This is a genomic window from Demequina sp. (assembly GCF_016278765.1).
Taxonomy (GTDB): Bacteria; Actinomycetota; Actinomycetes; order Actinomycetales; family Demequinaceae; genus Demequina.
In genome coordinates, this window is the sequence record NZ_JADQBE010000058.1 from 40933 (window position 1) to 63880 (window position 22948).

The 22948-nt window shown below is 67.8% G+C and carries 23 protein-coding genes; 10 read left to right on the forward strand and 13 right to left on the reverse strand.

Going from position 1 to position 22948, the window contains the following annotated elements; translation table 11 throughout:
- The first annotated feature begins 30 nt into the window (after window positions 1–30).
- Window positions 31–1383 (forward strand): CapA family protein, encoded by a 1353-nt coding sequence (locus QZZ29_RS09970; protein ID WP_291382908.1) that lies wholly within the window; start codon window positions 31–33, stop codon window positions 1381–1383.
- Here QZZ29_RS09970 and QZZ29_RS09975 read toward each other — a convergent pair.
- The 3 genes from QZZ29_RS09975 to QZZ29_RS09985 are packed head-to-tail and all read right to left on the reverse strand — an operon-like array spanning window position 1380 to window position 6751.
- Window positions 1380–3662: an EAL domain-containing protein gene (locus QZZ29_RS09975; RefSeq protein WP_291382910.1), complete on the reverse strand. Its 2283-nt coding sequence runs from the start codon at window positions 3660–3662 to the stop codon at window positions 1380–1382. The genes QZZ29_RS09970 and QZZ29_RS09975 overlap by 4 nt on opposite strands.
- The gene (locus tag QZZ29_RS09980; RefSeq protein ID WP_291382912.1) at window positions 3647–6322 is read right to left on the reverse strand and encodes a DNA translocase FtsK; all 2676 of its coding nucleotides are present in this window, start codon (window positions 6320–6322) and stop codon (window positions 3647–3649) included. The genes QZZ29_RS09975 and QZZ29_RS09980 overlap by 16 nt, the downstream gene beginning before the upstream one ends.
- A 60-nt stretch (window positions 6323–6382) precedes the next feature.
- A complete protein-coding gene (locus QZZ29_RS09985; protein ID WP_291382914.1) occupies window positions 6383–6751 on the reverse strand; it encodes a metallopeptidase family protein in 369 nt (122 codons plus the stop codon).
- Between the two features lie 129 nt (window positions 6752–6880).
- Between QZZ29_RS09985 and QZZ29_RS09990 the strand changes: the two genes are divergently transcribed.
- Entirely contained in the window at window positions 6881–7180 is a 300-nt protein-coding gene (locus tag QZZ29_RS09990; RefSeq protein ID WP_291382915.1) for a hypothetical protein, read from the forward strand.
- A gap of 34 nt (window positions 7181–7214) precedes the next feature.
- On the opposite strand, the gene QZZ29_RS09995 is transcribed toward QZZ29_RS09990, so the two are convergent.
- Window positions 7215–7820 (reverse strand): dihydrofolate reductase family protein, encoded by a 606-nt coding sequence (locus QZZ29_RS09995; protein WP_291382917.1) that lies wholly within the window; start codon window positions 7818–7820, stop codon window positions 7215–7217.
- A gap of 202 nt (window positions 7821–8022) precedes the next feature.
- Between QZZ29_RS09995 and QZZ29_RS10000 the strand changes: the two genes are divergently transcribed.
- On the forward strand, window positions 8023–8178 hold the full coding sequence (locus tag QZZ29_RS10000; protein WP_291382918.1) for a hypothetical protein: 156 nt from the start codon (window positions 8023–8025) through the stop codon (window positions 8176–8178).
- A 597-nt stretch (window positions 8179–8775) separates the two neighbouring features.
- Entirely contained in the window at window positions 8776–9807 is a 1032-nt protein-coding gene (locus QZZ29_RS10005; protein ID WP_291382919.1) for an aldo/keto reductase, read from the forward strand.
- A gap of 160 nt (window positions 9808–9967) precedes the next feature.
- On the opposite strand, the gene QZZ29_RS10010 is transcribed toward QZZ29_RS10005, so the two are convergent.
- The 5 genes from QZZ29_RS10010 to QZZ29_RS10030 form a co-directional block, all read right to left on the reverse strand.
- The gene (locus QZZ29_RS10010; RefSeq protein ID WP_291382921.1) at window positions 9968–10273 is read right to left on the reverse strand and encodes a hypothetical protein; all 306 of its coding nucleotides are present in this window, start codon (window positions 10271–10273) and stop codon (window positions 9968–9970) included.
- Between the two features lie 97 nt (window positions 10274–10370).
- Window positions 10371–11333 carry an aldo/keto reductase gene (locus QZZ29_RS10015; RefSeq protein WP_291382952.1) on the reverse strand — a complete coding sequence of 321 codons (963 nt, stop codon included), beginning with the start codon at window positions 11331–11333 and terminating at the stop codon, window positions 10371–10373.
- Between the two features lie 47 nt (window positions 11334–11380).
- Window positions 11381–13063, reverse strand: a complete 1683-nt coding sequence (locus QZZ29_RS10020; RefSeq protein WP_291382922.1) for a ribonuclease J — start codon at window positions 13061–13063, stop codon at window positions 11381–11383.
- Window positions 13060–13944: a 4-hydroxy-tetrahydrodipicolinate synthase gene (gene dapA, locus QZZ29_RS10025; protein ID WP_291382924.1), complete on the reverse strand. Its 885-nt coding sequence runs from the start codon at window positions 13942–13944 to the stop codon at window positions 13060–13062. The genes QZZ29_RS10020 and dapA overlap by 4 nt, the downstream gene beginning before the upstream one ends.
- A gap of 78 nt (window positions 13945–14022) precedes the next feature.
- Window positions 14023–14352, reverse strand: coding sequence for a cupin domain-containing protein (locus QZZ29_RS10030; RefSeq protein ID WP_291382926.1), 330 nt, complete (start codon window positions 14350–14352; stop codon window positions 14023–14025).
- Window positions 14353–14466: 114 nt separating this feature from the next.
- On the opposite strand from QZZ29_RS10030, the gene QZZ29_RS10035 reads away from it, so the two are divergent.
- From QZZ29_RS10035 to QZZ29_RS10060, 6 genes are all read left to right on the forward strand, one after another.
- Complete coding sequence (locus tag QZZ29_RS10035) at window positions 14467–15270, forward strand: thymidylate synthase (protein WP_291382927.1); 804 nt, start codon at window positions 14467–14469, stop codon at window positions 15268–15270.
- Between the two features lie 20 nt (window positions 15271–15290).
- The gene (locus tag QZZ29_RS10040) at window positions 15291–15812 is read left to right on the forward strand and encodes a dihydrofolate reductase (RefSeq protein ID WP_291382929.1); all 522 of its coding nucleotides are present in this window, start codon (window positions 15291–15293) and stop codon (window positions 15810–15812) included.
- Window positions 15813–15839: 27 nt separating this feature from the next.
- Window positions 15840–16478 carry a GNAT family protein gene (locus tag QZZ29_RS10045; RefSeq protein ID WP_291382931.1) on the forward strand — a complete coding sequence of 213 codons (639 nt, stop codon included), beginning with the start codon at window positions 15840–15842 and terminating at the stop codon, window positions 16476–16478.
- A complete protein-coding gene (locus QZZ29_RS10050) occupies window positions 16466–17176 on the forward strand; it encodes an AzlC family ABC transporter permease (protein WP_291382933.1) in 711 nt (236 codons plus the stop codon). The genes QZZ29_RS10045 and QZZ29_RS10050 overlap by 13 nt, the downstream gene beginning before the upstream one ends.
- Complete coding sequence (locus tag QZZ29_RS10055) at window positions 17173–17496, forward strand: AzlD domain-containing protein (RefSeq protein ID WP_291382934.1); 324 nt, start codon at window positions 17173–17175, stop codon at window positions 17494–17496. The genes QZZ29_RS10050 and QZZ29_RS10055 overlap by 4 nt, the downstream gene beginning before the upstream one ends.
- 130 nt (window positions 17497–17626) lie before the next feature.
- Entirely contained in the window at window positions 17627–18148 is a 522-nt protein-coding gene (locus tag QZZ29_RS10060) for a GNAT family N-acetyltransferase (RefSeq protein ID WP_291382936.1), read from the forward strand.
- A 12-nt stretch (window positions 18149–18160) separates the two neighbouring features.
- Here the strand turns inward: QZZ29_RS10060 and QZZ29_RS10065 are convergent, their stop codons facing one another.
- The 4 genes from QZZ29_RS10065 to QZZ29_RS10080 all read right to left on the reverse strand — a co-directional run.
- Window positions 18161–18640, reverse strand: coding sequence for a hypothetical protein (locus tag QZZ29_RS10065; protein WP_291382937.1), 480 nt, complete (start codon window positions 18638–18640; stop codon window positions 18161–18163).
- Window positions 18640–19383 (reverse strand): 4-hydroxy-tetrahydrodipicolinate reductase, encoded by a 744-nt coding sequence (dapB, locus tag QZZ29_RS10070; RefSeq protein WP_291382939.1) that lies wholly within the window; start codon window positions 19381–19383, stop codon window positions 18640–18642. The genes QZZ29_RS10065 and dapB overlap by 1 nt, the downstream gene beginning before the upstream one ends.
- Before the next feature lie 32 nt (window positions 19384–19415).
- On the reverse strand, window positions 19416–20735 hold the full coding sequence (locus QZZ29_RS10075) for a pitrilysin family protein (RefSeq protein ID WP_291382940.1): 1320 nt from the start codon (window positions 20733–20735) through the stop codon (window positions 19416–19418).
- Between the two features lie 141 nt (window positions 20736–20876).
- Window positions 20877–22948 (reverse strand): polyribonucleotide nucleotidyltransferase (locus tag QZZ29_RS10080; protein WP_291382943.1); only part of this gene is annotated, 2072 nt, incomplete at its 5' end.

Below are 22948 nucleotides of genomic sequence, written 5' to 3' on the forward strand. Positions count from 1 at the left end.
GTATTGCTGCACATGGGAGACACTTGCCTCATGGCCCAGCCCGTTCCGCCCACCCGGTCCCCGGGCACTCGAGGCCGCTTTGTGGTGGTGGCGGGCGTCGTCGGAGTCGTTGCGATGATCGGCGCGAGCGCCGCAGCCGCCGCGCGGATACCCGGGCTCGCAACCGCGGCAGCCCAGACTCCCCCTGCGGTCACCGTGGCCGCCGAGCCTCCGCCGCCTCCCGCACGCGTGGCCGTGAAGGAACCCCCCATCCGTCCGGTCGACTTCACCCTCGTCGCCGCGGGCGACGTCCTCCCCCACGGCCCCGTGGTGGCGTCGGCCACCACCTCGTCGGGCTATGACTTCACTCCCCTCATGGCGGGCGTGCAACCCTACATAGCGGGCGCCGACCTGGCGCTGTGCCACATGGAGGTTCCCGTGGTGCCGCCGGGCGTGGCGCCCTCGGGCTACCCCCTGTTCGGCTCCCCGCCCGAGATGGTCAGAGACCTCGCCGCCGTCGGCTGGGACGGCTGCTCCACCGCGTCCAACCACAGCGTCGACAGGAATTTCGCTGGCGTCACCTCCACGCTCGACACGATGGATGAGTACGGACTGGGGCGCGCCGGCACCGCGCGCACGGCGGATGAGGCGGCGGCGGTCCAGATGTACGAGGTGTCCGAGGGCGAGCGCACCATCAAGGTGGCCCACATCTCTTACGCGTACGGGCTCAACGGCCTGCCCAAACCCTCCGGCATGTCGTGGTCGGTGAACACGTTCGACGCCGATGCGGCCGACGCCACGCCCATCATCGCGGCGGCGCAGGCGGCTCGCGACCAGGGCGCCGATGTGGTGGTCGCGTCGGTGCACTGCTGCGTCGAGTACCGCACGGCGCCCACGGCCGCACAGCGCTCGTTGGCGGAGAAGATCGCCGCGTCCGGCCTGGTGGACCTGTACATCGGGCACCACGCGCACGTTCCGCAACCCATCGAGAAACTCCCGGGCGGGCCGTACGGCAACGGCATGTGGACGGCGTTCGGCCTGGGCAACTTCCTGTCAAACCAATACGCCGAGTGCTGCACGGCGAACAGCACGTCGGGCGTCTTGCTCACTGCCACCTTCGACATCGACCTTGACGGCACGGTGACCGCGTCCGTGGAGTGGACCGCGACCACCGTCGATCGGGGAGACCATCACGCGATGCATGTGCTCACGGATGTCCCGGGCGGCGTGGGATCCCTGTCGCAGGCTGAGGTGGCGGCGCGCCACCAGCGGGTAGCGGATGCCGTCGGAAGCCAGGCCCCGGAACGCACCGCGCCGCCCTCTGCCCTGTCGGACGGCGTGATGACCGAGTCACGGGTCGGCGCCGTCGCAACGGCTGCCCAGACCTCCGCGTCGTCGCGCTAGGAGCCGGCCGCGTGCAGCGGCGGCAAGTCGAAGGGGTTGTCGTGTTCCTGCGGGCGCGGGTCGATGAGGCTTTCGGTGAAGTCGATGCCTAGCCGGAGCGCGGCCGATGCGGGCTGCGCGACGCCAAAGAGCCAGCCTTGGCCGTAGCGCCAGCCGCAACGGGAGAGGAAGTCCGCCTGCGACTCGGTCTCGATGCCCTCCGCAATGGTCGCGAGCCCCAGTTCGCGCGCCAAGGCGCCGAGCGCCCGTGACACGCGGGCGCCCGCCGGGTCCTCGGGGATGCCTGCGACGAACGACATGTCGAGCTTCACGCCCGACACAGGCAAGTCACGCAGGTAGCTCAGCGGCGAGACGCCGGTGCCGAAGTCGTCAAGCAGGATCGGCACGCCCGCGTTGCGAAGCTCCGTGAGCTCGTGGCGAATGCGGGTGTTGGGCGCGACCATGGACGCTTCGGTCAGTTCGACGACGAGTCGTTGCGGGCTGAGATGGTGGTGCGCAATCGCGCCGAGGATGGCGTTGGCGAACTCGCTGTCGCCCAGCTGCTCCGCCGAGACGTTGAGCGACACCCAGGTCGCTGGCGAAGGACACTGCGTGAGGAAAACTGCCGCCTGCTCCACGAGGTTGGTCCCCAACTGAGTGGCCACCTTGCGATCGTCAAGAAGCCCCAGGAACGCTCCCGGCAGGAGCAGCCCGCGTGTGGGGTGCTGCCATCGCACGAGCGCCTCGTAGCCGACAACGGTGCGCGTCGCGAGCTCCAGCACCGGCTGGTAGTGGAGCACCAGGTCGCCGCGGTCGATCGCTCGTACCAACTCCCCGGCGAGTGCACTCTGATTCTCGGTGGTGACGCGCATCGAGGGTTCATACACCTCGGTGCGCGACTTCCCCATGGCCTTCGCGCGATACATGGCGGCGTCGGCAGCGCCCAAAAGGCTGGGGGCGCCGCCCTCGATGGTGTCGTCGTCGGCAATGGCGATGCCAACGGAGGCGTGAAGGTGGAGCTGGTGTCGCTTGACCTGGAGGGGGCGCTTGAGCCCTAGATGTATGGATGAGGCGATGTCGTACAGCGCCTTGGGCGCATCGGAATCCTGCACCACGATCACAAACTCGTCGCCGCCGGTGCGTGCCACCGTTCCGCGACCTGCCGTCGCGGAACGCAGCACCCCGGCAACGTGTACCAAGGCGTTGTCGCCGGTCGCGTGACCAAACCGGTCGTTGAGGCCCTTGAAGCCATCCAGGTCAACCGCGATCACGCCGACCCGGTGGGCCGCGTCGGGCTGTTCGAGCACACGCTGCAACACGTCTTGCATGAGGGTGCGGTTCGCCAGGCCGGTGAGGGGGTCGTGCATGGCCCGGTGCGCCATCAGTTCCGACGTGAGGCGGTCGTCCGTCGAGTCGCGCACCTGCACCACGTAGTGGTCGGGCGCGCCACCCGCGTACCGCACGAGCGCCACATCCACCACGGCCCACACCACGTTGCCGTCGGAGCGTACGTACCGCTTCTCAAGCGAGAAATGGTTCTGAAGCCCGTCATACAGTCGTTGCAGCTGGTCGCGCTCCGCCTGCAGGTCATGGGGGTGGGACAGGGCGCTGAAGGGGGTGCCGCGCAGTGCCGCGACGGTGGAGCCCATGAGTTCGGCGAAGGCCCGGTTCACCTCCATCAGCCGCCACTCGAGGTCGACGAGTGCCATGCCGATGGGCGCATTGTCCATGGCGCGGCGGAACTGCGTCTCGGAGCGCTGGAGCGCCTCGGTGGCCTCCTGCAGGCCGGTGGTGTCCATGATGGTGGTGATAGTCGCCGGCCCGCCGTCCACGGCATCCGGGACCGTTCGGGAGATCACCTGGACCCACCGAAGGTCGTCTTCGCCGCGGCGGCCCGGCACGCCAATCACGCGGGGACGAGCGTCGTCCCGTCCCGGCGCGAATGCCTCGTGGGCCATGACCGGTCGCATGTGCTCGTCGACGCCCTTGAAGGGCAGGCTGCCGAGCGCCTTGCCCACAGCGTTGGCTCGGTCCACGCCGATCATCTGGGCGGCCGCTTCCGTCAGTACCGCGATCTCTCCAGTCTGAGCCACGATGATCACGCCATCGCGGGCCGACATCAGGATCGCGTCGAACTGCTTGCGCAAACTTCTCTCGCGCCTGAGCGCCATGTCGCGTGCGCGCCGGGCCCTTCCGGAGCGTACAAAGGACAGGAACGCCACCGCGAACCCGACGAGGACGAGCACCGCCGCTCCAGTAGCCACGTGCGGCTGCTGGAGGAGGTCTAGGAGTCCTCCCATGGTCCGTCCTCAGGTTCTGGTAAACGGGTGTCACTCACCGTATCGGAGGAAGTGCCCCGCAGAATAGCCAACGTGGAGACCAGTTCGTCGGCAGTGACGAATACCTCACGTGCTTTCGAACCCTGAGACGGGCCGACAATCTCGCGGCTTTCGAGAAGATCCATGAGGCGACCCGCCTTGGCGAAGCCAACCCGCAGTTTGCGCTGCAGCATGGAGGTGGAACCCAACTGGGTGGTGATGACCAGTTCCGCTGCGGCCAGCAGATCGTCCAAATCGCCGCCGATGTCTTCCGCCACCTTGGCCTGGTTGCCCACCACCACCACATCGTCCCTGAACTGCGGCTGAGCCTGCGTCTTCACGTGCTCGACCGCGGCGTGAATCTCGGACTCGGTGACCCACGCCCCTTGAACGCGCATCGGCTTGGACTCGCCCATGGGCAGGAACAGCGCATCGCCCTGGCCGATCAGCTTTTCGGCGCCGGGCATGTCGAGCACCACGCGCGAGTCGGCGAGCGACGAGGTGGCGAAGGCGAGGCGCGACGGCACGTTGGCCTTGATGGTGCCGGTGACGATGTCCACGGACGGTCGCTGGGTGGCCAGCACCAGGTGAATGCCCGCGGCACGCGCCAACTGGGTGATGCGCTGGATCGAGTCGTCCACGTCGCGCGGGGCCACCATCATGAGGTCGGCCAGCTCGTCCACGATCACCAGCAGGTACGGGTATGTGGTGATGCGGCGCTCGGAGCCCGGCAGCGGCTTGACCTTGCCCGCGCGCACCGCCTTGTTAAAGTCATCGATGTGCTTGTAGCCGAACATCGCGAGGTCGTCGTACCTGGTATCCATCTCTTTTACCACCCACTCGAGGGCCTGCGCGGCCTTCTTGGGGTCGGTGATGATGGGAGTGATGAGGTGTGGGATGCCCTCGTAAATACTGAGTTCCACGCGCTTGGGGTCCACCAGCACCATGCGCACCTCTTGAGGCGTGGCGCGCATCAGGATGGACGTGATCATCGAGTTCACAAAGGACGACTTGCCGGCGCCAGTGGCGCCCGCCACCAGCAGGTGGGGCATCTTCGCCAGGTTGGCCATCACGTAGCCGCCCTCGACGTCCTTGCCGATGCCGATCGCCATGGGGTGGTCGTTCTTGAATGCCACCGGGGAGCGCAGCACGTCGCCCAGGGAGACGGTCTCGCGGTCCGTGTTCGGAATTTCGATGCCGATCGCCATCTTGCCCGGGATGGGCGACAGGATCCGGATGTCCGGGCTGGCCACCGCGTAGGCGATGTTCTTGGACAGTTGGGTGATCTTCTCGACCTTGACGCCCTGGCCCAGTTCCACCTCGTAGCGCGTGACGGTGGGTCCGCGCATGAAGCCGGTGACGGTCGCGTCCACGCCAAACTGGTTCAGCACGCTGGTGAGCGACTCGACCACGCGGTCATTGGCGCTGGACCGGGTCTTGTGGGGCGCGCCCTTGGCGAGCACCTCGAGCGCGGGCAGCACGTAGGGGTTGGAGTTCTCCAATTGGCCCTGCTCCCCTGCCGGAACCACGGTGGTGGGCGGCGGGGTGCGCTCGATCTTGGTGGTCTTCTGGGAGTCGGCATCGGCCGCGTCCATGGCGTCCAGTTCCGGGTCGCCGGACGATGCGTAGGGAGAGACGACGGCGTGGGCGCCCGTGCCGTGCCGCGGCGAGCCGTGCATCGGCGTGGGGACCGTGGGGTCTTCTTGCGTGGGGGTGTTCTCGTGGCCAGGGGCGCCGGGGTGCACCAGGTTTTCGAAGTCGCTGTGCTCGCGCGTGGCGGCGGACGCGAAGGCCTCGTCGGCCTCGTAGCCGCCCTCGAGGCGCCGACGCCGGGCATCGGCGGCCTTCTGGCGCAGGCTGGCGCGCTTCTTGGGCTCCAGCGTGCCGTGCTCCGGCAGGTCGAGGTCGTCGTCGTCGGAGTGGCTGCCGCGGCCGGACCACAGCCCACGCACCAGACGCGTGGCGCCGGAGATCACCTCGCGTAGCGGTTTGCCGATGACGAACAGGGTGAACGCGATCGCCAAGAGCGCCAGAACGGTGATGGCGAGCGGTGGTGTCACGAGTTGCGCCAGCGGGGTGCCCACCAGGAAGCCCACGATGCCGCCGGCCTCCTGCACGGGCGCCAGGCCGTCGGTTGGCGACGGCGCCTCGTTCGCGATGTGGATGATGCCGCCCACGGCGAGCGACAGCAGCACGGAACCGAACACGATCCGATAGTTGGCGTCGCCCTCCTGAGGCGTGCGGAACAGGCGGATCGCCATCGCGACCAGCAGCACGGGCAGCACCAGCGCCATCACGCCGAACGTGCCCGCAGCGATGCGGTGCATCACGTGGCCAAACCAGTTGTCGAGCTGGAACCACTCGCTCGCGGACACCAGGATGGCCGCGATGATCAGGACCAGCGCGAGGCCGTCGCGCCGTACCTCGTGCGGAACGTCGCGAGCCCCCTGACCCAGGCGCCGCACACCCCCGCCCACCAGACGGGCGGAGCCGGCGCCGACGCCCTTGAGGGCGCGCACCGGCCACGCCGACGTCTGCCGCTTACGGGCCGGGGCCCTGCTGCGGGAGTTCTTGCGCGCGGGCGCACGCCCCGTCGACGTGGACGTGGTGGTGCGTGAGCGCGTGGGGCGAGACTGAGCCATAGTGCCCCCAGGCTACGACGCGAGGCAGACGGCGGTCAGGAGGCGCCCCGGGATACGCACCTAGTACCAGCCGAGCTCGCGTAGTTCCGCTTCGGGGATTCCCATCGCGTGGCCCACCTCGTGGCCCAGCACTTTGAGCACGCGTGGCGCGACGTCCTCTCGGCTGGCGCACGCCGCAAGGATGGGCAGCCTGTACAGGGTGATGGTGCTGGGCATCGAGCCCGGCACCCGGCCGCCGTGAGCGGTCACCGGGATCCCGCGATACAGGCCCAGCAGGGTGGTCCCTGGGCGCGTGGAGCCCGGCGCGGGCGCGTCCTCCACGAGCACCGCGAACTCCTCAAGCGTGGGGATGGTCCACTCCGGAAGGGCATCCATGGCGTCCCTCACGAGTCCCTCAAACTCCTCGTGAGACATCGTGATCCGGCTCACTTGTCCTCCTTGGAGCGTGCGCTCAGGCGCGGGCGCTGTGCGCTCGTTGCTCCCCGCGTGTGTGGACTGCGTCGCTTCATCATGATCTGCCCAGGCTACGTTGCGGCGGTGAATGTTAGTTTGAACCCCATGAATGAGACCAAGGGACTTCCCGAACGGGCTGAGAAGGTCGCAGGGGTCTTGGCTCAAGCGGCGAGTGGTGACAGCGACCGCCTTCACTCGGGCGACGTCGACAAACTGAAAGCCGATCTGAACAGCGCTCGCGAAGAATGGATGGCCGTTGACCGGACGGCGTTCGGCGCGAGGCTCCGAGAACTGGGCATGGGGACCGACGACATTCTGAAGGTGGATGGCTTACTCGCGAAGGCGCAGGCGGGACGCTTCGTGAGGCCTCGTTCGGTGGGGAAGGACGCCAGGTTCGACTTCTAGCATCGTGCGGCGTGGACGAGTCGAGGTGGTCGCGCTACGTCGCGCGCCGGTATCGGATGTGCGTCGCGAGCGGAGAATTGAGCACCTCGACCGGCTCGAACGCGAATGACTCTGCTCCGTCGAAGATCCGCTCGCCGGACCCGAGCAGGATGGGGACCACGTCGAGCGCGAGTTCATCGATCACTCCGGCAGCGAGAGCCTGCCGGACGGTCGCCGCGCCCCCGGCAATGTCGACACCACTCTCCCCCGCAGCTTCGCGCGCCTGCGCGTAGGCGGCAGCGAAGCCCTCGGTGACGAAGTGAAAACTCGTGCCGCCCTGCATCTCGATCGACTTGCGGGCATGGTGGGTGAGTATGAAGACGGGCGCGTGATACGGAGGCTCCGGCCCCCACCACCCGTCCCAGTCGTCGTCCCATTCGCCCCGGACCGGCCCGAACATGTTTCTTCCCATGACGTATGCGCCGCGCGGCCGCATGAGCCAGGCTTCGGCCATGGCGTCGGCTTCATTCTCGCGCGTCTCGCCAAGGTGCCAGCGGTGGATCTCGAGGCCGCGTTTCCCCAGCGGATTCTCTCGGCTCTGGTCCCGCCCCGCGACGAAGCCGTCGAGCGAGATCGACATGTGACAAGTGGTGTCTCGCACCGGAGACCTCCAAGCAATCGCGGCTTGGGACATTGGCGAGTCGCCGCGAGGGACTCGTGGTGGCGAAGTGAATCTTACCGCCCACCTCACGGTGACGCACCCCGCCCGGCCCACGCAAAGGAAGGTGCGGCCGCTCGATCCGGGGTCGATCGTTGGCGGCGTGTCGTGAACAGAGGGCACGTGGCGACCGACGGCCCCCGCTATGCCGACGGTGGTCATCTCCGGTGTGTTCACGGGTCGGTGGTGGAAGCCGGTGCCTGTCGTGGGCGCCGCGATCCTCGGACTGGCCATCATCGGCGTCGGAGTGGCGATCCACCAGGGAGTCGTGTGGCTCGCTAGGTCCATGCACAGCAGCTAATACACGCGAACCGCCGACGCGGCCTACCGCTAGTCAACCCGGTACCACCTTCGAACGCGGGACCCCTGTTGGCCGGAGATCCGCTTCACCGCGTCAGCGGCAACGCGCTCAGTCACAATGGCGGTCCTGCACCTAGCCGATACGTCCGGTTGGTCGTTGGCTACGAGTTGCTGTTGGCGCATGCCTGGCTGTGATCCTGAAACAGTGGGGCGTCAATCGTTTGAGTTTTCACGTCGCGTTCAATGTCAGCGTTCCGTTTGTTGCGACGATCTGCTCACATCTCGTTCGGCCACTGCGACACTGCGAGTGCCGATGGTCCACGGCCGGCGTTGAGGTCCAATCCGACGGCGAAGCCGCCGCTCGAGTGGATGTCCAGGTAGAGCAGACCGAGGCGGATACGAGGTGGCGCTCGCTTTGTCGGCGACGGGCTGCCGTTCTGAGCGATCCGGAGTGCGCGCTCGCCGCCGCAGCTGGGGTAGGGGTCCGCCAGTCACACGTCGCTGTCGATCGACAAGGCACGCCGTATGCTCGGCTACAACGCGCAACACTCCTGGCATTGACCCCGGATCGATGCGTTCAATGGATAAGGACACCCCGATGCACTATCGAACCCTCGGAAACAGCGGAGCCGTCGTGTCGACGTTCGCTCTGGGAACCATGACCTTCGGCGCGGAGGCCGACGAGGCGACATCGCACGCCATCATTGACGACTACCTCGAATCCGGCGGCAATCTCATCGACACCGCCGACGTGTACAGCAGGGGCGTCTCGGAGAAGATCATTGGGTCCTGGCTCGTAGCGCACCCCACGGACAGCGAGCAGGTCGTGATCGCCACGAAGGCACGCTTCACGATGGGCGATGGCCGCAACGACCTCGGCACGTCCCGGCGCCACCTCGGTCGCGCGCTTGACGCGTCGCTGAGGCGTCTCGGTGTGGAGCAGATCGACCTGTACCAGATGCACGCCTGGGACGCAGTGACTCCGCTTCAGGAGACGCTGCGATTCCTGGACGACGCCGTGCGCAGCGGCAAGATCGCCTACTACGGGTTCTCGAACTTCCTTGGCTGGCAGCTCACCAAGGCCGTGCACGTGGCGCGTGCCAATGGCTTCACACCGCCCGTGACGCTCCAACCGCAGTACAGCCTGCTGGTGCGGGAGATCGAGTCCGAGATCGTGCCGGCCTGCCAGGATGCGAACATCGGGTTGCTACCGTGGTCGCCGCTGGCCGGCGGCTGGCTCACCGGCAAGTATCAGCGCGACGCGGACCCGACGGGAGCCACGCGCCTGGGCGAGGACCCTAAGCGCGGAATGGAGGCGTGGGCACCTCGCAACAAGCAGGAACGAACATGGCGGATCCTCGACACGGTCAAGGAGATCGCGAAGGCCAAGGGGGTCAATCCGGGGCAGGTGTCGCTTGCCTGGCTCGAGGCACAGCCCGCAGTGACCTCGGTGATCCTGGGGGTGCGCAACACCGACCAACTCGTCGATAACCTCGGCGCCACCTCCGTCGAGTTCACCGCCGACGAACTCAAGCGCCTCGACGAGGTGAGCGCCCCCGTCGTTTCGGACTATCCCTACGGTGCAGCTGGCGCCGACCAACGCCACCGCGCCATCGACGTCAGCGACTGAAAATCGGGTTCCCTGGGCCCGCCCGTGCCCGCCCAGGGAACGGCCAATGAGCACGCCCTCCCCCCACAAAGCGATCGCCTGAAACGGGCCCGCCGAGGTCCACGTCGGCCGCGCCGACCTCACCACCCCGCCCACCTGAATCTGCCATTCCTGCGGACTCTCACCCCACTCGGGGTGTCGCACCACCAGCGTGTGCCACTCGCGCCAGTTGGCGCATGTGCGTCACATGCGCCAACTCCGTGGCCGCGATCATCGCCACACCGGCGCCAAGGGCGAACGGACGAGGGGAAGGCAGCGCCAAGTCGGGAAGACGCCTCCCCGCCCACAGCGACCAGGCACCCCACCACGCGGCGGCGGAGACACCGATCAGCGCGGCCACAGCCGCCACGGCCGACAACCACGGCCTGCGCCCGTTCACCAGCGTCGAGAAGAGAACCTCGTCGGCCGTCGCATCGTCCGTGTTCATCGTTCTCCCCCTGGTCCAGGCCACGCCGCCTCGAACTCTGCGCTCACGCTCACGCGACAGCGGCGCCTGGGGGCGAGCCACGCGCGCGCCGAACCCGTCAGGCGAAGGTGGTGTACGAGAACGTCGGACTCTCGCGTAGCTCGCCCAGACCGGCCAGGTCCGCAGCGCTCGGCTCCCACAGGCCGGCCTCCACGTTGGCGGCCACCTGCTCCGGCCTCGTCGCGCCGCTGATGACGCTGGCCACCGCTGGCTGCGCGTTCAGGCCGCCGATCGCCAGCGCCAGCAGCGACACCGAACGTTCCGCCGCGTACGCCTCCAACGCCTCGACCCGGTCCCAGTCCGCGCCGGCGAGCCGTGCGGCCTGTGTGGACAGGGCCAGGCGGCTGCCCTCGGGCGCGGCCTGACCGCGGTGGTACTTGCCGGTGAGCAGCCCGTAGGCGAGCGGGAAGTAGGGCAGGACCCCCACTCCCGCAGACTCGCACGCGGGGACCAGTTCCGCCTCCGCGGCGCGGTTGTAGATCGAGTACTCGTTCTGCGCCGAAACGAACCGCTGTAGCCCGCCCGACCGTGCCACCCAGTGCGCGTGCGTCACCTGCCACGCCGACAGGTTCGAGGACCCGATGTAGAGGACCTTTCCTTCGGCGACAAGCTCCGACATCGCCTGCAGAGTCTCCTCGATCGGCGTGATGGGGTCGGGACGATGCAGTTGATACAGATCGATGTAGTCGGTGCCCAACCGCCGCAGGCTTGCCTCGACCGCTCGCCGCACATACCTGCGGCTACCGTGGGCTCCCCAGTGCTCAAAGTCGTGGTTCCCCATCCCGAACTTCGTCGCCACCACCACATCACCGCGACGCTTGCCGAGCGCCCGACCCAACAGCTCCTCGCTGGCCCCTTCTCCGTAGGCGTCGGCCGTGTCGAAGAACGTGATGCCGTTGTCTATCGCCGCGTCCACGACCGCCTGGGTCCGGTCCGCGTCGATCCGGGTGCCGAAGGCGTTGCAGCCGAGGCCCACCACCGACACCCTCAGGCCGCTGTCACCGACTGATCCAAAACGCATGTCGCCCATACGACCAGACTATCCAACCGTTCGGCCGGCTTGGTCCCTTAGGCGTTGATCACAATCGGGACGATCATGGGCCTGCGGCGCAACTTGGTGCCCACAAATCGTCCGACCACGCGGCGCATCACCTGCTGCAACTGGTGGTTGTCCGTCGCACCGCTCTTCGCGGCCTCTTCCAGTGCCTTCTTGAGTTCGGGCATGATCGCGTCGAATACGCCGTCGTCCTCCGCGATGCCGCGCGCGTGAATCTCGGGGCCAGAGATGACGCGGCCGTTCGAGGAGTCCATCACCACAAACACCGACACAAAGCCCTCGTCGGCCAGGATGCGGCGGTCCTTGAGTTCGGACTCCGTCACCTCGCCCACCGAGGATCCGTCGACGTACATGTTGTGGAACTCGATGGCCCCCACCACGTTCGCCTTGCCGTTCTTCATGTCGATCACCACGCCGTTTTCGGCGAACATGACGCGCTCGGGAGCGACACCCGTCTTGATGGCCAGGTTGCCGTTGGAGAGCAGGTGGCGCACCTCACCGTGGATGGGCATCACGTTCTTGGGACGCACGATGTTGTAGCAGTACAGCAGTTCGCCTGCCGACGCGTGGCCGGAGACGTGCACGCGCGCATTGGACTGGTGCACCACGGTCGCACCCAGGCGCATCAGGCCGTTGATGACGCGGAACACCGCGTTTTCGTTGCCCGGGATCAGGGACGACGCGAGAATCACCAGGTCGCCCTTGCCCACCTCGACCTTGTGGTCCTTGTTGGCCATGCGGCTCAGCGCGGCCATCGGCTCGCCCTGTGAACCGGTGGACATGAAGACCACCTTTTCCGGGGGCAGCTGGTCGGCCTTCTTGGGATCGATCAAGATCCCGTCGGGAACCCGGAGGAACCCGAGTTCGGCGGCGATGCCCATGTTGCGCACCATGGAGCGCCCCACGAACGCGACGCGGCGGCCGTGGTTGTGGGCGGCGTCGATCACTTGCTGGACGCGGTGCACGTGGCTTGCGAAGGAAGCGACGATGACGCGGCCCTCGGCGTTGGCGAAGAGCCGGTCCAGCGTCGGCGCGATCTCCACCTCGGACGTGGTGAATCCGGGCACCTCGGCGTTGGTGGAGTCCACCTGGAACAGGTCGACGCCCTCCTCGCCAAAGCGCGCGAAGGCACGCAGGTCCGTGATGCGGCCGTCGAGCGGCAACTGGTCCATCTTGAAGTCGCCGGTGTTGAGGACGGTGCCCGCGGGGGTGCGCACAAACACGGCCAGGGCGTCGGGGATCGAGTGGTTGACCGCGACGAACTCCAGGTCGAAGTCCTTGATCTTCTCCCGCTGACCCTCCTTCACGGCAAGCGTGACGGGCTTGATGCGGTGCTCCGCAAGCTTGGCGTCGAGGAACCCGAGCGTCAGCTGCGAACCCAGAATCGGGATGTCCTGACGCATGCGCAGCAGGTACGGCACGGCGCCGATGTGGTCCTCGTGGCCGTGCGTGAGCACGAGCGCCTCGATGTCGTCCACGCGGTCCTCAAGGTAGCTGAGGTCGGGCAGCACCAGGTCGACTCCCGGCTGGTTCTCTTCGGGGAAGAGCACGCCACAGTCGATGATGAGCAGGCGACCGCGGTACTCGATCACGTGCATATTGCGGCCCACCTCGCCCAGTCCCCCGAGCGCAAGCATGCGCAGGGATCCTTCGGCGAGCGGTGGCGGGGTGGGAAGTTCAGGGTGAAAGTTCATCGGGTCATTCCTGCGGCCTCCAGGGCCGCGGTCAGGGCAGCGTACTCAGCGTCGCTGGCAGGCAGGAGCGGCAGGCGCATGGCCCTGCTGGGAATCACTCCGGCCCAGTGCGTGGCGGACTTGGCATTGGTGGCGCCAGGCCCATTGAAAACGGCGGCATGCACGGGCAACAGGGCCTCGTGTATCCGGGTGGCCTCAGCATCGTCGCCCTTTTCGTGGGCGGCGATCATGGCCGCGATCTCGCGTGAAGCGATGTGCGAGGAAACGGAGACGACGCCCACGGCGCCGACTCGCAGGAAATCGAGTGTGAGCGGGTCGTCGCCCGAATACCAGGCAAGACCCGTGCGGCCGATGCGCTCGGCCGCCTGCGCGACGTCGCCTGTCGCGTCCTTCACAGCGACGATGCGCGAGTGAGCGGCGAGTTCGTCAAGCGCCCAGTCCGACATCGCCAAGGCCGTGCGGCCGGGGATGTCGTAGATCATCACGGGCAGGCCCGTCGCGCCGAGGATGGCACGGAAGTGCGCGACCACCCCAGCCTGACTGGGCTTCGAGTAGTACGGCGTCAAGGCGAGGATGCCGTCGGCGCCGTTCTCCTCGCCCTGTTCGGCCATGCGCACGGCGTGGGCGGTGTCGTTGGAACCCGCGCCCGTGAGAATCACAACGTCGGGGCCCACCGCCTCGCGCACGGCGCGCAACAGGTCGACCTTCTCGGGCGCGTGCGTGGTGGGCGCCTCTCCCGTGGTTCCGGACAGCACCAACCCATCGCAACCGCGCGACACCAGGTACGTGGCCAACGCCTGCGAGGAGGCGAGATCGATGGCACCGCCTTCGTGCATCGGCGTCACCATGGCTGTCAGCACGGTGCCAAAGGGCTTCCTCATAGCCACTAACCTACCGCGTCGGCGTGTCGCATCGGTGTGTCTGCGTGCCCGGCCATCCGCGACAGCCACGCCCCGCCGCTACGCCTTCGCGACCGCGAGGATCACCACCGCGTCGGTGAGCGCGGTCAGGCCGTGCCGCGTCGGCGGAATCTCGATCAGGTGGCCCGCATCGAGCATCACCGTCTCGTCGCCCGCGTGAAACTCGATCTGGCCCTCGAGCACCAGGAGCGTCGCCTCCCCCGGACTCTCGTGATCCTGGAGCGCAGCGCCAGCCTTGAGCGCAATGAGGTTTTCGCGGAGCAGTGCGCTGTGATCGCCTACAAGCTTGACGGAACTGCGGCCATTGGATGCGGCGCGCGCCTCGGCGAGGTGCTCGGCGGCCAGCGCGGTCAGATCGAGGGGTTCCATGGCACTCCTTGTGATGGTGGCGGCGGTGCGGACCCTTTCCACGCTACTCGCGCCAGCCGGGCGTGTCGCCGCGTCGCACTCCGCGTGGCAAGCCGTCGGCGTAGTCTGTGGCACGTGACCGCGATTCCCACCCCGTACGAGGATCTGCTGCGCGACGTCCTCGCCACCGGCACCGTCAAGGGCGACCGCACCGGCACCGGCACCCTGTCCACGTTCGGCCGCCAGATTCGCTACGACCTCAGCCAGGGCTTCCCGCTGCTCACCACCAAGCGGGTGCATGTTCGCTCCATCGTGGGGGAGTTGCTGTGGTTCCTGCGCGGCGACACCAACGTGCGCTGGCTGCAGGAGCGCGGCATCACCATCTGGAACGAGTGGGCGGACGGCGACGGCGAGTTGGGTCCCGTCTACGGCTACCAGTGGCGCTCATGGCCGGCGCCCGACGGGCGCCACATCGACCAGATTGCGAAGGTGATCGAGTCGATCAAGACCAATCCCGATTCGCGCCGCCACATGGTGTCAGCGTGGAATCCCGCGCTGATCGACGAGATGGCGCTGCCCCCGTGCCACGCGCTGTTCCAGTTCTATGTGGCGGACGGCAAGCTCAGCTGCCAGCTGTACCAGCGCAGCGCGGACCTGTTCCTGGGGGTGCCGTTCAACATCGCGTCGTACGCCCTGCTCACCCACATGATCGCCGCGCAGACCGGCCTCGAGGTGGGCGACTTTGTGTGGACCGGCGGCGATTGCCACATCTACTCCAACCACCTGGACCAGGTCCACCTGCAACTCAGCCGCGACCCGTATCCCTACCCCACCCTGCGCCTCGCCGACCGGCCGTCCCTGATGGAGTACGACATCGACGACGTCGAGATCCTGGACTACCAGCACCACCCGGGCATCAAGGCCCCGATTGCTGTTTAGAACCATGACGGCCTAGCACTGTGACTATCTACGCCATCTGGGCTCAGGCACTCGACCGGGCCGGTCGCCCGGTCATCGGGCGCGACGGCGACATGCCCTGGCACCTGCCCGAGGACCTCGCCCACTTCCAGGACTGCACGCGGGGCGAGGCCGTGGTGATGGGACGACGCACGTGGGAGTCGCTCCCGGCGATGTTCCGGCCGTTGCCCGGCCGCTTCAACGTGGTAGTCACCTCCGGTGAGGGCCCTCGCAACTCCGCATCGGCCACCTCCCTAGCAGGCGCGCTGGAACTGGTCAATGAACAGGAGCCCTCATCCGACGTGTGGATTATCGGCGGCGCTCGACTGTTCGCCGCAGCCCTGGGGATCGCCCACGAGGTGGTCGTCACGGAGATCGACCTGATCACCGAGGGCGACACCTTCGCGCCTGAACTCGACCCCGCGGACTGGACCGTCGCGTCGGCTTCCGACTCCCAGACGTCCAAGACCGGGTTGGGCTACCGCTTTGTCACCTACCACCGCGCCACCGCACCCCGCGGTTGAGCCCTCGCGGCGTGCCAGAATCGGCGCATGGCTGAGTCTCGGTGGAACATCCCCCACCGCATCGTCACGGAACGCCTGGTACTGCGCCGATACCAGGCGGCCGATGCCGAACAGATGTCTCGCGTGGTCACGGCGAGCAGTCAGTACCTTGCCCCATGGATGCCGTGGGCGCGCGCCGAGCCCCTCCCCCCCGCGGAGCGCGCCGCGCTGATCAACACCTTGATCGCGGATTTTGACGAGCGGCGCGACTTCACCATGGGGATCTTCCTTCGCGACGCGGGCGACTACGTAGGAGGCACGGGACTCCACACACGACTCGGCGCAGGAGTCCTGGAAATCGGCTACTGGATCGCACGTGACCAACAGGGCCGCGGCTACGCGACCGAGACGGTGCTAGCGCTCACTCGCGTCGCATTGGCCTTCGCTGGCGCGGAGCGAGTCGAGATCCACCACACTCCGGACAACGTGACGTCGCGCGCCGTGCCGCAGCGCTGCGGCTTCTCCTACGACGGCCGCGCGTTGACGCCCGTGCCGGGCGTCCCGGACGCAGAGCCCACCGACATGTGGTCCGCCACACCCGAGCACCTCGCCAGCACACCCTTCGCCTCGACCCCCCGCCCGCACCTCTTCGACGTCGATGGACACGAGCTGCCATGGCCCGCCTGACCACCGGGCTCAGCCCCGTGCGCCAGCAGGCGGTCTCCGTATCGCTCGCGACCGGAGCGTACGGACTGAGCCAGGGCGCGCTCGCCGTCGCCGCCGGGCTCGACCTCTGGCAGACGCTAGCGCTCTCGCTGATCGTGTTCTCCGGCGGCTCCCAGTTCGCGTTTGTGGGCGTCATAGGCGCGGCCGGCTCTCCTTGGGCCGCCGTGGGAACATCGGCGCTCCTGGGCATCCGCAACGGCTTCTACGGCGTCACTCTCGCCCCCATCCTGCGGCCGATGCGCGGGTGGCGGTTTGTGTGGGGCGCCCAAGTCACGATCGACGAATCCACTGCGGTCGCCCTGGCGCAGCCGGCACATGACCGCGACGCCAGGCGCACGGGCTTCTGGTGGACGGGGGTGGGCGTCTTTGTCGCCTGGAACATCCTCGTGGGCGTCGGGGCGGTCGCCGGCCAGTACATCGGCGAACCGCAAGCGTGGGGACTGGACGCCGCGGCCGCCGCCGCGTTCCTTGGGCTCGTGTGGCCGCGACTCGCGCCGCGCAGGGCCCAGGCCGTCGCCGCGGCCGCGGCCCTTTTCGCCTTGGCCCTCACCCCCGTCCTGCCCGCCGGGCTGCCGATCCTCGCCGCCGCCCTGGTGGCGGTCGCTGCCGGATGGGGCGGACCGCCCATCGACCTCGAGCCGACGGAGGCGCCCGTATGAGCGCACACGCATGGCTGTGGGTCGCGATCGTGGCGGCCGGGGCAGTGTCCTGGCTCACCAAGGCCACGGGCCACCGGGTGCCCGAACGCTGGCTGGAACACCCGCGCGTGCACCGGATCGCCAGCTACATGACCGTGGCGCTGCTGTTCGCACTGTTTGCCGTGCAGGGTTTCACGTCAGGCCGCGCCCTCGCGTTCGACGCTCGCGTGGCCGCCGTCGCCGTCGCCGCCGTGCTGCTGTGGCGTCGCGCACCCTTCATCGTGGTTGTCATCGCCGCCGCAGGCGTGGCCGCGGGCTTGCGGGCACTGGGCTGGGGCTGAACCCGCCGGTCTGCCCCCGCCGCCTGTCGGACTCGCCGCCGGGCTGTCCACCGCCGGTCTGCCCGGGTCAACGTGAGGAGTTGACCGAGGTCCTGTCCAACACCGCGCGGCAACGCGTAGTCTCGGTGCTATGAGTCAGTCCGCCGCACCCGACGTGTCCATCCGCCCGGCCCGGCCCGGCGACGAGCAAGAAATCGGTCGCATCCAGGTGGACGCCTGGGTCGCCTCACTGGGAGAACGCCTCGGCACGCGCCGCCACCACGCCTTCGACCGCGAGGAGATCACCAAGGGGTGGGCACAGTCCATCTCTCAGCCGCCGACCCCGGGCCACCAGGTGCTCGTGGCCACCTCCGACGGCACCATCGTCGGCTTTGCCGCGATGTCGCCCCCCAACAGCATCGTCGCCCTCGAGGTGGACCCCGCATGGCGCAGGCGCGGACACGGATCCCGCCTGCTGGCGGCCGCCGCGGATCACCTTCGCAACAACGGTGGCAAAGAGATGAAGATCTGGTCACTCGAACAGGACACCGTGCGCACCGAGTTCTTGGCGGGCGCGGGCTTCGGCGAGGCCGGCATGAGCCGGGAGCTGGAAGGGCCGGGATTCGCGATCCCTGAGAAGCTCTGGCACGCCTCGCTGACGGACGCCTCCTGACGAGGCGATGCGCTACGTCGCCTGGCGCGTGGCCCGCCGGGCTTGGCGGTAGAGGTCTCCCGCGTGCCGCAACGACTTGCGCGCCATCGACCGGTCCCCGCTCGCCTCGTAGGCGTAAGCCACGTGAAACCAGGCAGCCCAGTCATCGGGACGGGCGTCCACGTTCCTGCGCGCCACCTCGAACACGGCGGCCTGGGCGGACTCGGTAAGTTTACCCCGCTCGTCCGTCTCGCCGTCGTGAAGCGGTAAACGGTTCTGGCGCTCCAGCTCGTTGGCCATGCGCTGCACCACGGTTCCCGTGCGCCATTCGTGGATCATCCACCACACGCCGATCGAGGGAAGCACCAGCAATGCCACGCCGAGGACACGCGCGACGGGGTCGTCGGTGGCAATGAACATGAAGGCGCGCCCGGCGACCAGCGCAAAGTACAGGGCGACGATGGCGAAGGTGGTTGCCGCCGCCAGGAACGCCGGGCGTCTGAGCAGCCCCACTACAAATCCATGTAGTGATCAAGGCCGACCGTGAGGCCCGGGTGGCGGTCCACGTTGCGCACGGCGAGCAGGACGCCTGGCATGAAGCTGACGCGGTCGAAGCTGTCGTGGCGAATCGTGAACTGCTCGCCGGGGTTGCCCATGAGGATCTCCTGGTGCGCCACGAGACCGCGCAGGCGCACGGCATGCACCCGGACGCCATCCACCAGCGCGCCACGGGCGCCATCCGGGTCCGCGGTGGTGGCGTCGGGCGACGGCGCCACGCCTGCCTCCGCGCGGGCCGCGGCGATCCCGGCGGCCGTGTGCACCGCCGTACCAGAGGGCGCGTCCACCTTGTCGGGGTGGTGCAGTTCCACGATCTCGACCGACTCGAAGTACTTGGACGCGGCCGCGCTCAGTCGCATGGCCAGCACCGCACCCAGCGCAAAGTTGGGGGCCACCAGCACGCCCAGTTCCGGGCGCTCCTTGAGGTGCTCGCTCACGCGGTCAAGAGCCTCGGCGGTCCAGCCGCTGGTGCCGACCACGGCGTGCAGCCCGAGTTCGATCAGGGCGTGCACATTCGCCTCGGACGCCTCGGGAACGGTGAAGTCGACCGCGACCTCCGCCTTGGCGCGTGCCGCCTCGGCGAGGTCATCGCCGGAATCCAGCTGAGCGACAAGGTCAAGGTCCTCGGCCGCTTGAACCGCGGCAACGACCGCCCTGCCCATACGACCGGAGGCCCCGACGACTGCGACATGGATCATGGTTCGAGCCTACCGGTGAAGTGCGGCAAGCCCTACGACGCGGGGCCCACCCACACCTCGCCGCGCGGCCGTGCCGCGAGTTCTGACGCCAACGCGGCGACGTCGTCGGCCGTGACCTCGCGCACCTGATCCAGGGCCTCGCCGATGCTCCACAATTCCCCGAACACCATCTCCGCCTTGCCCAGTCGCGACATGCGGGAGTACGAGTCCTCCAGCCGTAGCACCGTCGCTCCGGCGATCTGGCCCTGCGCACGCTCAAGCTCGCCGGGCGTGATGCCCTCGGACAGGCGTTCCAACTCCGCCATCAGCAAGCCCGCCACCTCGTCGGCCCTGGTGGGGCTGCACGCCGCGTACATGCCGAACAGGCCAGTCTCCGCGTGCGGCTGGCCAAACGAATACACGGTGTACGCCAGCCCGCGCTTCTCACGGATCTCCTGGAACAGCCGCGAGGACATCCCCGCGCCCAGGATCGTGCTCATGACGCCCAGCACGTTGCGGCGTTCGTCGGCGGCAGCCAGGCCCCGCGTACCGAGCACGATATGCGCCTGCTCGATGTCTCTCACCACGTTCAGTCGCGGCGTCAGGGTCGAGTCGACCGATGCGGTCGTGTCACGCCTGGCAAGTGGCGCCACGTCGCCGTCGGTGTCCCATCCGCCACGGCTCAGGGCGGTCAGCACCGCGTCGCACAGGGCGTAGTGCTCCACGCCGCCAGCCGCGGTGATGATCAAGCCCTGCGAGCGGTAGTGCTCGCCGTAGTGCTCCAACACGGCGCGTCGCTCCACGCCCTTGATGATGTCGGGGGTGCCGCCAATCGGCCTGCCCAACGAGTGCCCACCCAGGATGGCTTCGGCAAAACGTTCGTGCGCGACGTCACCCGGGTCGTCGTCCGCCATGGCGAGTTCCTCGAGGATGACCCCGCGTTCGAGATCGAAGTCGGCCTGCGTCAGCTTGGCGCCCGTCACCATGTCGAGAATCACCTCCGTCGCCATCAACAGGTCGACGTCGATGACACGCGCGTAGTAGCAGGTGAACTCCTTGGCGGTCATCGCATTCGATTCGCCTCCCACGCGGTCAAACGACTCCGCGATATCGAGCGCACTGCGCGTAGGTGTGCCCTTGAAGAGCAAGTGCTCAAGGAAATGCGTCGAGCCCGCGTGCTCGGGCAACTCGTCGCGCGAACCCTTGCCGATCCACGCGCCAAGGGTCGCCGACCTCATGCCAGGAATCTGTTCCGTGAACACGCGCACCCCGCCGGGAAGGATCGACCGACGGACAACGGCGCCGTGGTCTTGCTCGAACGTGAGACTCGAATCGGGATCGGATGCGGGAATCAGCGGGAGGTCATGAGGCATGTGTGCGAGCCTAACCCGCTCACGGAGCCATGCTGGCGCACCAATGGCCCGCAGGGTGCGGTCGGGACGGCGCAGACGCCACGAGGGCGGCCCCGGTTGCCCGGGACCGCCCTCGTGAGCGTGTCGATGACGCGGCGGCGACTACTCGTCGTCGGAAACGTCGTCCGAGGCGTCGTCAGCGGTCTCAGCTTTGGCGTCTTCCACCACTTCAAGCGAAAGCTTGCCGCGCGGGTCGATCTCGCCAATCTGGACCTGGACCTTCTGACCGACGGACAGGACGTCCTCGACGTTCTCCACACGCTTGCCACCCACCAGCTTGCGGATCTGCGAGATGTGCAGCAGTCCGTCCTTGCCGGGGCTGAGCGAGATGAAGGCGCCGAAGGCGACGGTCTTGACGACGGTGCCGACGAAGCGCTCCCCCACCTCAGGCATGTGGGGGTTGGCGATCGCGTTGATCGCCGCACGAGCGGCCTCCGCCGAGGGACCGTCAACGGCGCCGATGAACACGGTGCCGTCGTCCTCGATCGAGATGTCTGCGCCGGTGTCGTCCTGGATCTGGTTGATCATCTTGCCCTTCGGGCCAATGACCTCACCGATCTTGTCGACGGGCACGCGCACCGTGATGATGCGCGGGGCGAACTCGCTCATCTCATCCGGCTCGGAGATGGCCTGGGCCATCACGTCGAGGATGTGCAGACGAGCGTCCTTGGCCTGCGCAAGCGCGCCAACGAGCACCGAGGCCGGGAGGCCGTCGAGCTTGGTGTCGAGCTGGATCGCGGTGATGAACTCGGACGTGCCGGCCACCTTGAAGTCCATGTCGCCAAATGCGTCCTCGGCACCGAGGATGTCGGTGAGCGCCGCGTAGCGGGTCTCCCCGTCAACGGTGTCGGACACGAGGCCCATGGCGATTCCTGCGACGGGTGCGCGCAGCGGCACACCGGCGTTGAGCATCGACAGGGTCGAGGCGCACACGGAACCCATCGAGGTGGAACCGTTCGAGCCAAGCGCCTCAGACACCTGGCGGATGGCGTAGGGGAAGTCCTCGCGGCTCGGGAGCACGGGCACCAGGGCCCGCTCGGCGAGCGCACCGTGACCGATCTCGCGACGCTTGGGGGAACCCACACGACCCGTCTCACCCGTCGAGAACGGCGGGAAGTTGTAGTGGTGCATGTAGCGCTTCTTCTTCTCCGGATTGTAGGAGTCGATCTGCTGTTCCGCCTTGAGCATGTTCAGCGTGGTGACGCCCAGGATCTGGGTCTCGCCGCGCTCAAAGATGGCCGAGCCGTGCACGCGCGGGATCGAGGCGACCTCGGCCGAGAGCGGACGGATGTCCTTCAGGCCACGGCCGTCGATGCGGACGCCATCCTTGAGGATGCGCTGACGGACCGTCTTCTTGGTGACGGCACGGATCGCAGCGGAGATTTCCTTCTCGCGACCCTCGAACTGCCCACTAAGCGACTCGATGACGGCCGCCTTGATCTCGTCGAGGCGGTTCTCACGGTCGTGCTTGTCCGCAATCTGCAGCGCGGCGGATAGGTCAGCCTCGGAGGCTGCGGTGACGGCGGCGAGCACGTCGTCCTGGTAGTCCAGGAAGCGCGGGAACTCTTTGGGCTCCTTGGCCGACTTGCCGGCGAGCTCGATCTGCGCTTCGCACAGGGAACGCAGGAACGGCTTGGCGGCCTCAAGGCCCTCGGCAACCACGGCCTCGGTGGGAGCCTGAGCACCCTCGGAGATCAGGTTGAAGGAGTCGCCGGTGGCTTCCGCTTCGACCATCATGATCGCAACGTCGTCACCCGCGATGCGTCCGGCGACCACCATGTTGAACACGGCGCGTTCCATCTGCGAGTATTTGGGGAAGGCGATCCACTGACCATCGACCAGGGCGACACGCACGCCGGCAACGGGGCCGGTGAAGGGCAGGCCCGACATCTGAGTCGACGCCGATGCGGCGTTGATGGCCAGGGTGTCGTACGAGTCGTCAGGGTTGATCGCCAGGACGGTGATGACGACCTGAACCTCGTTGCGCAGGCCCGACACGAAGGTGGGGCGCAGGGGGCGGTCGATCAGACGGCACGTCAGGATCGCGTCGGTCGAGGGGCGACCCTCGCGACGGAAGAACGAGCCGGGGATCTTGCCCATCGCGTACGAGCGCTCTTCTACGTCCACCGTGAGGGGGAAGAAGTCGAAGCCTTCGCGCGGGTGTTTGCCGGCCG

Bases quoted from the DNA above. Each gene is read 5' to 3' on its own strand.
- QZZ29_RS09970 (WP_291382908.1), top strand. From the start codon at position 31: ATGGCCCAGCCCGTTCCGCCCACCCGGTCCCCGGGCACTCGAGGCCGC.
- QZZ29_RS09975 (WP_291382910.1), bottom strand. From the start codon at position 3,662: ATGGGAGGACTCCTAGACCTCCTCCAGCAGCCGCACGTGGCTACTGGA.
- QZZ29_RS09980 (WP_291382912.1), bottom strand. From the start codon at position 6,322: ATGGCTCAGTCTCGCCCCACGCGCTCACGCACCACCACGTCCACGTCG.
- QZZ29_RS09990 (WP_291382915.1), top strand. From the start codon at position 6,881: ATGAATGAGACCAAGGGACTTCCCGAACGGGCTGAGAAGGTCGCAGGG.
- QZZ29_RS10000 (WP_291382918.1), top strand. From the start codon at position 8,023: ATGCCGACGGTGGTCATCTCCGGTGTGTTCACGGGTCGGTGGTGGAAG.
- QZZ29_RS10005 (WP_291382919.1), top strand. From the start codon at position 8,776: ATGCACTATCGAACCCTCGGAAACAGCGGAGCCGTCGTGTCGACGTTC.
- QZZ29_RS10010 (WP_291382921.1), bottom strand. From the start codon at position 10,273: ATGAACACGGACGATGCGACGGCCGACGAGGTTCTCTTCTCGACGCTG.
- QZZ29_RS10015 (WP_291382952.1), bottom strand. From the start codon at position 11,333: ATGCGTTTTGGATCAGTCGGTGACAGCGGCCTGAGGGTGTCGGTGGTG.
- QZZ29_RS10020 (WP_291382922.1), bottom strand. From the start codon at position 13,063: ATGAACTTTCACCCTGAACTTCCCACCCCGCCACCGCTCGCCGAAGGA.
- dapA (WP_291382924.1), bottom strand. From the start codon at position 13,944: ATGAGGAAGCCCTTTGGCACCGTGCTGACAGCCATGGTGACGCCGATG.
- QZZ29_RS10030 (WP_291382926.1), bottom strand. From the start codon at position 14,352: ATGGAACCCCTCGATCTGACCGCGCTGGCCGCCGAGCACCTCGCCGAG.
- QZZ29_RS10045 (WP_291382931.1), top strand. From the start codon at position 15,840: ATGGCTGAGTCTCGGTGGAACATCCCCCACCGCATCGTCACGGAACGC.
- QZZ29_RS10050 (WP_291382933.1), top strand. From the start codon at position 16,466: ATGGCCCGCCTGACCACCGGGCTCAGCCCCGTGCGCCAGCAGGCGGTC.
- QZZ29_RS10055 (WP_291382934.1), top strand. From the start codon at position 17,173: ATGAGCGCACACGCATGGCTGTGGGTCGCGATCGTGGCGGCCGGGGCA.
- QZZ29_RS10060 (WP_291382936.1), top strand. From the start codon at position 17,627: ATGAGTCAGTCCGCCGCACCCGACGTGTCCATCCGCCCGGCCCGGCCC.
- dapB (WP_291382939.1), bottom strand. From the start codon at position 19,383: ATGATCCATGTCGCAGTCGTCGGGGCCTCCGGTCGTATGGGCAGGGCG.
- QZZ29_RS10075 (WP_291382940.1), bottom strand. From the start codon at position 20,735: ATGCCTCATGACCTCCCGCTGATTCCCGCATCCGATCCCGATTCGAGT.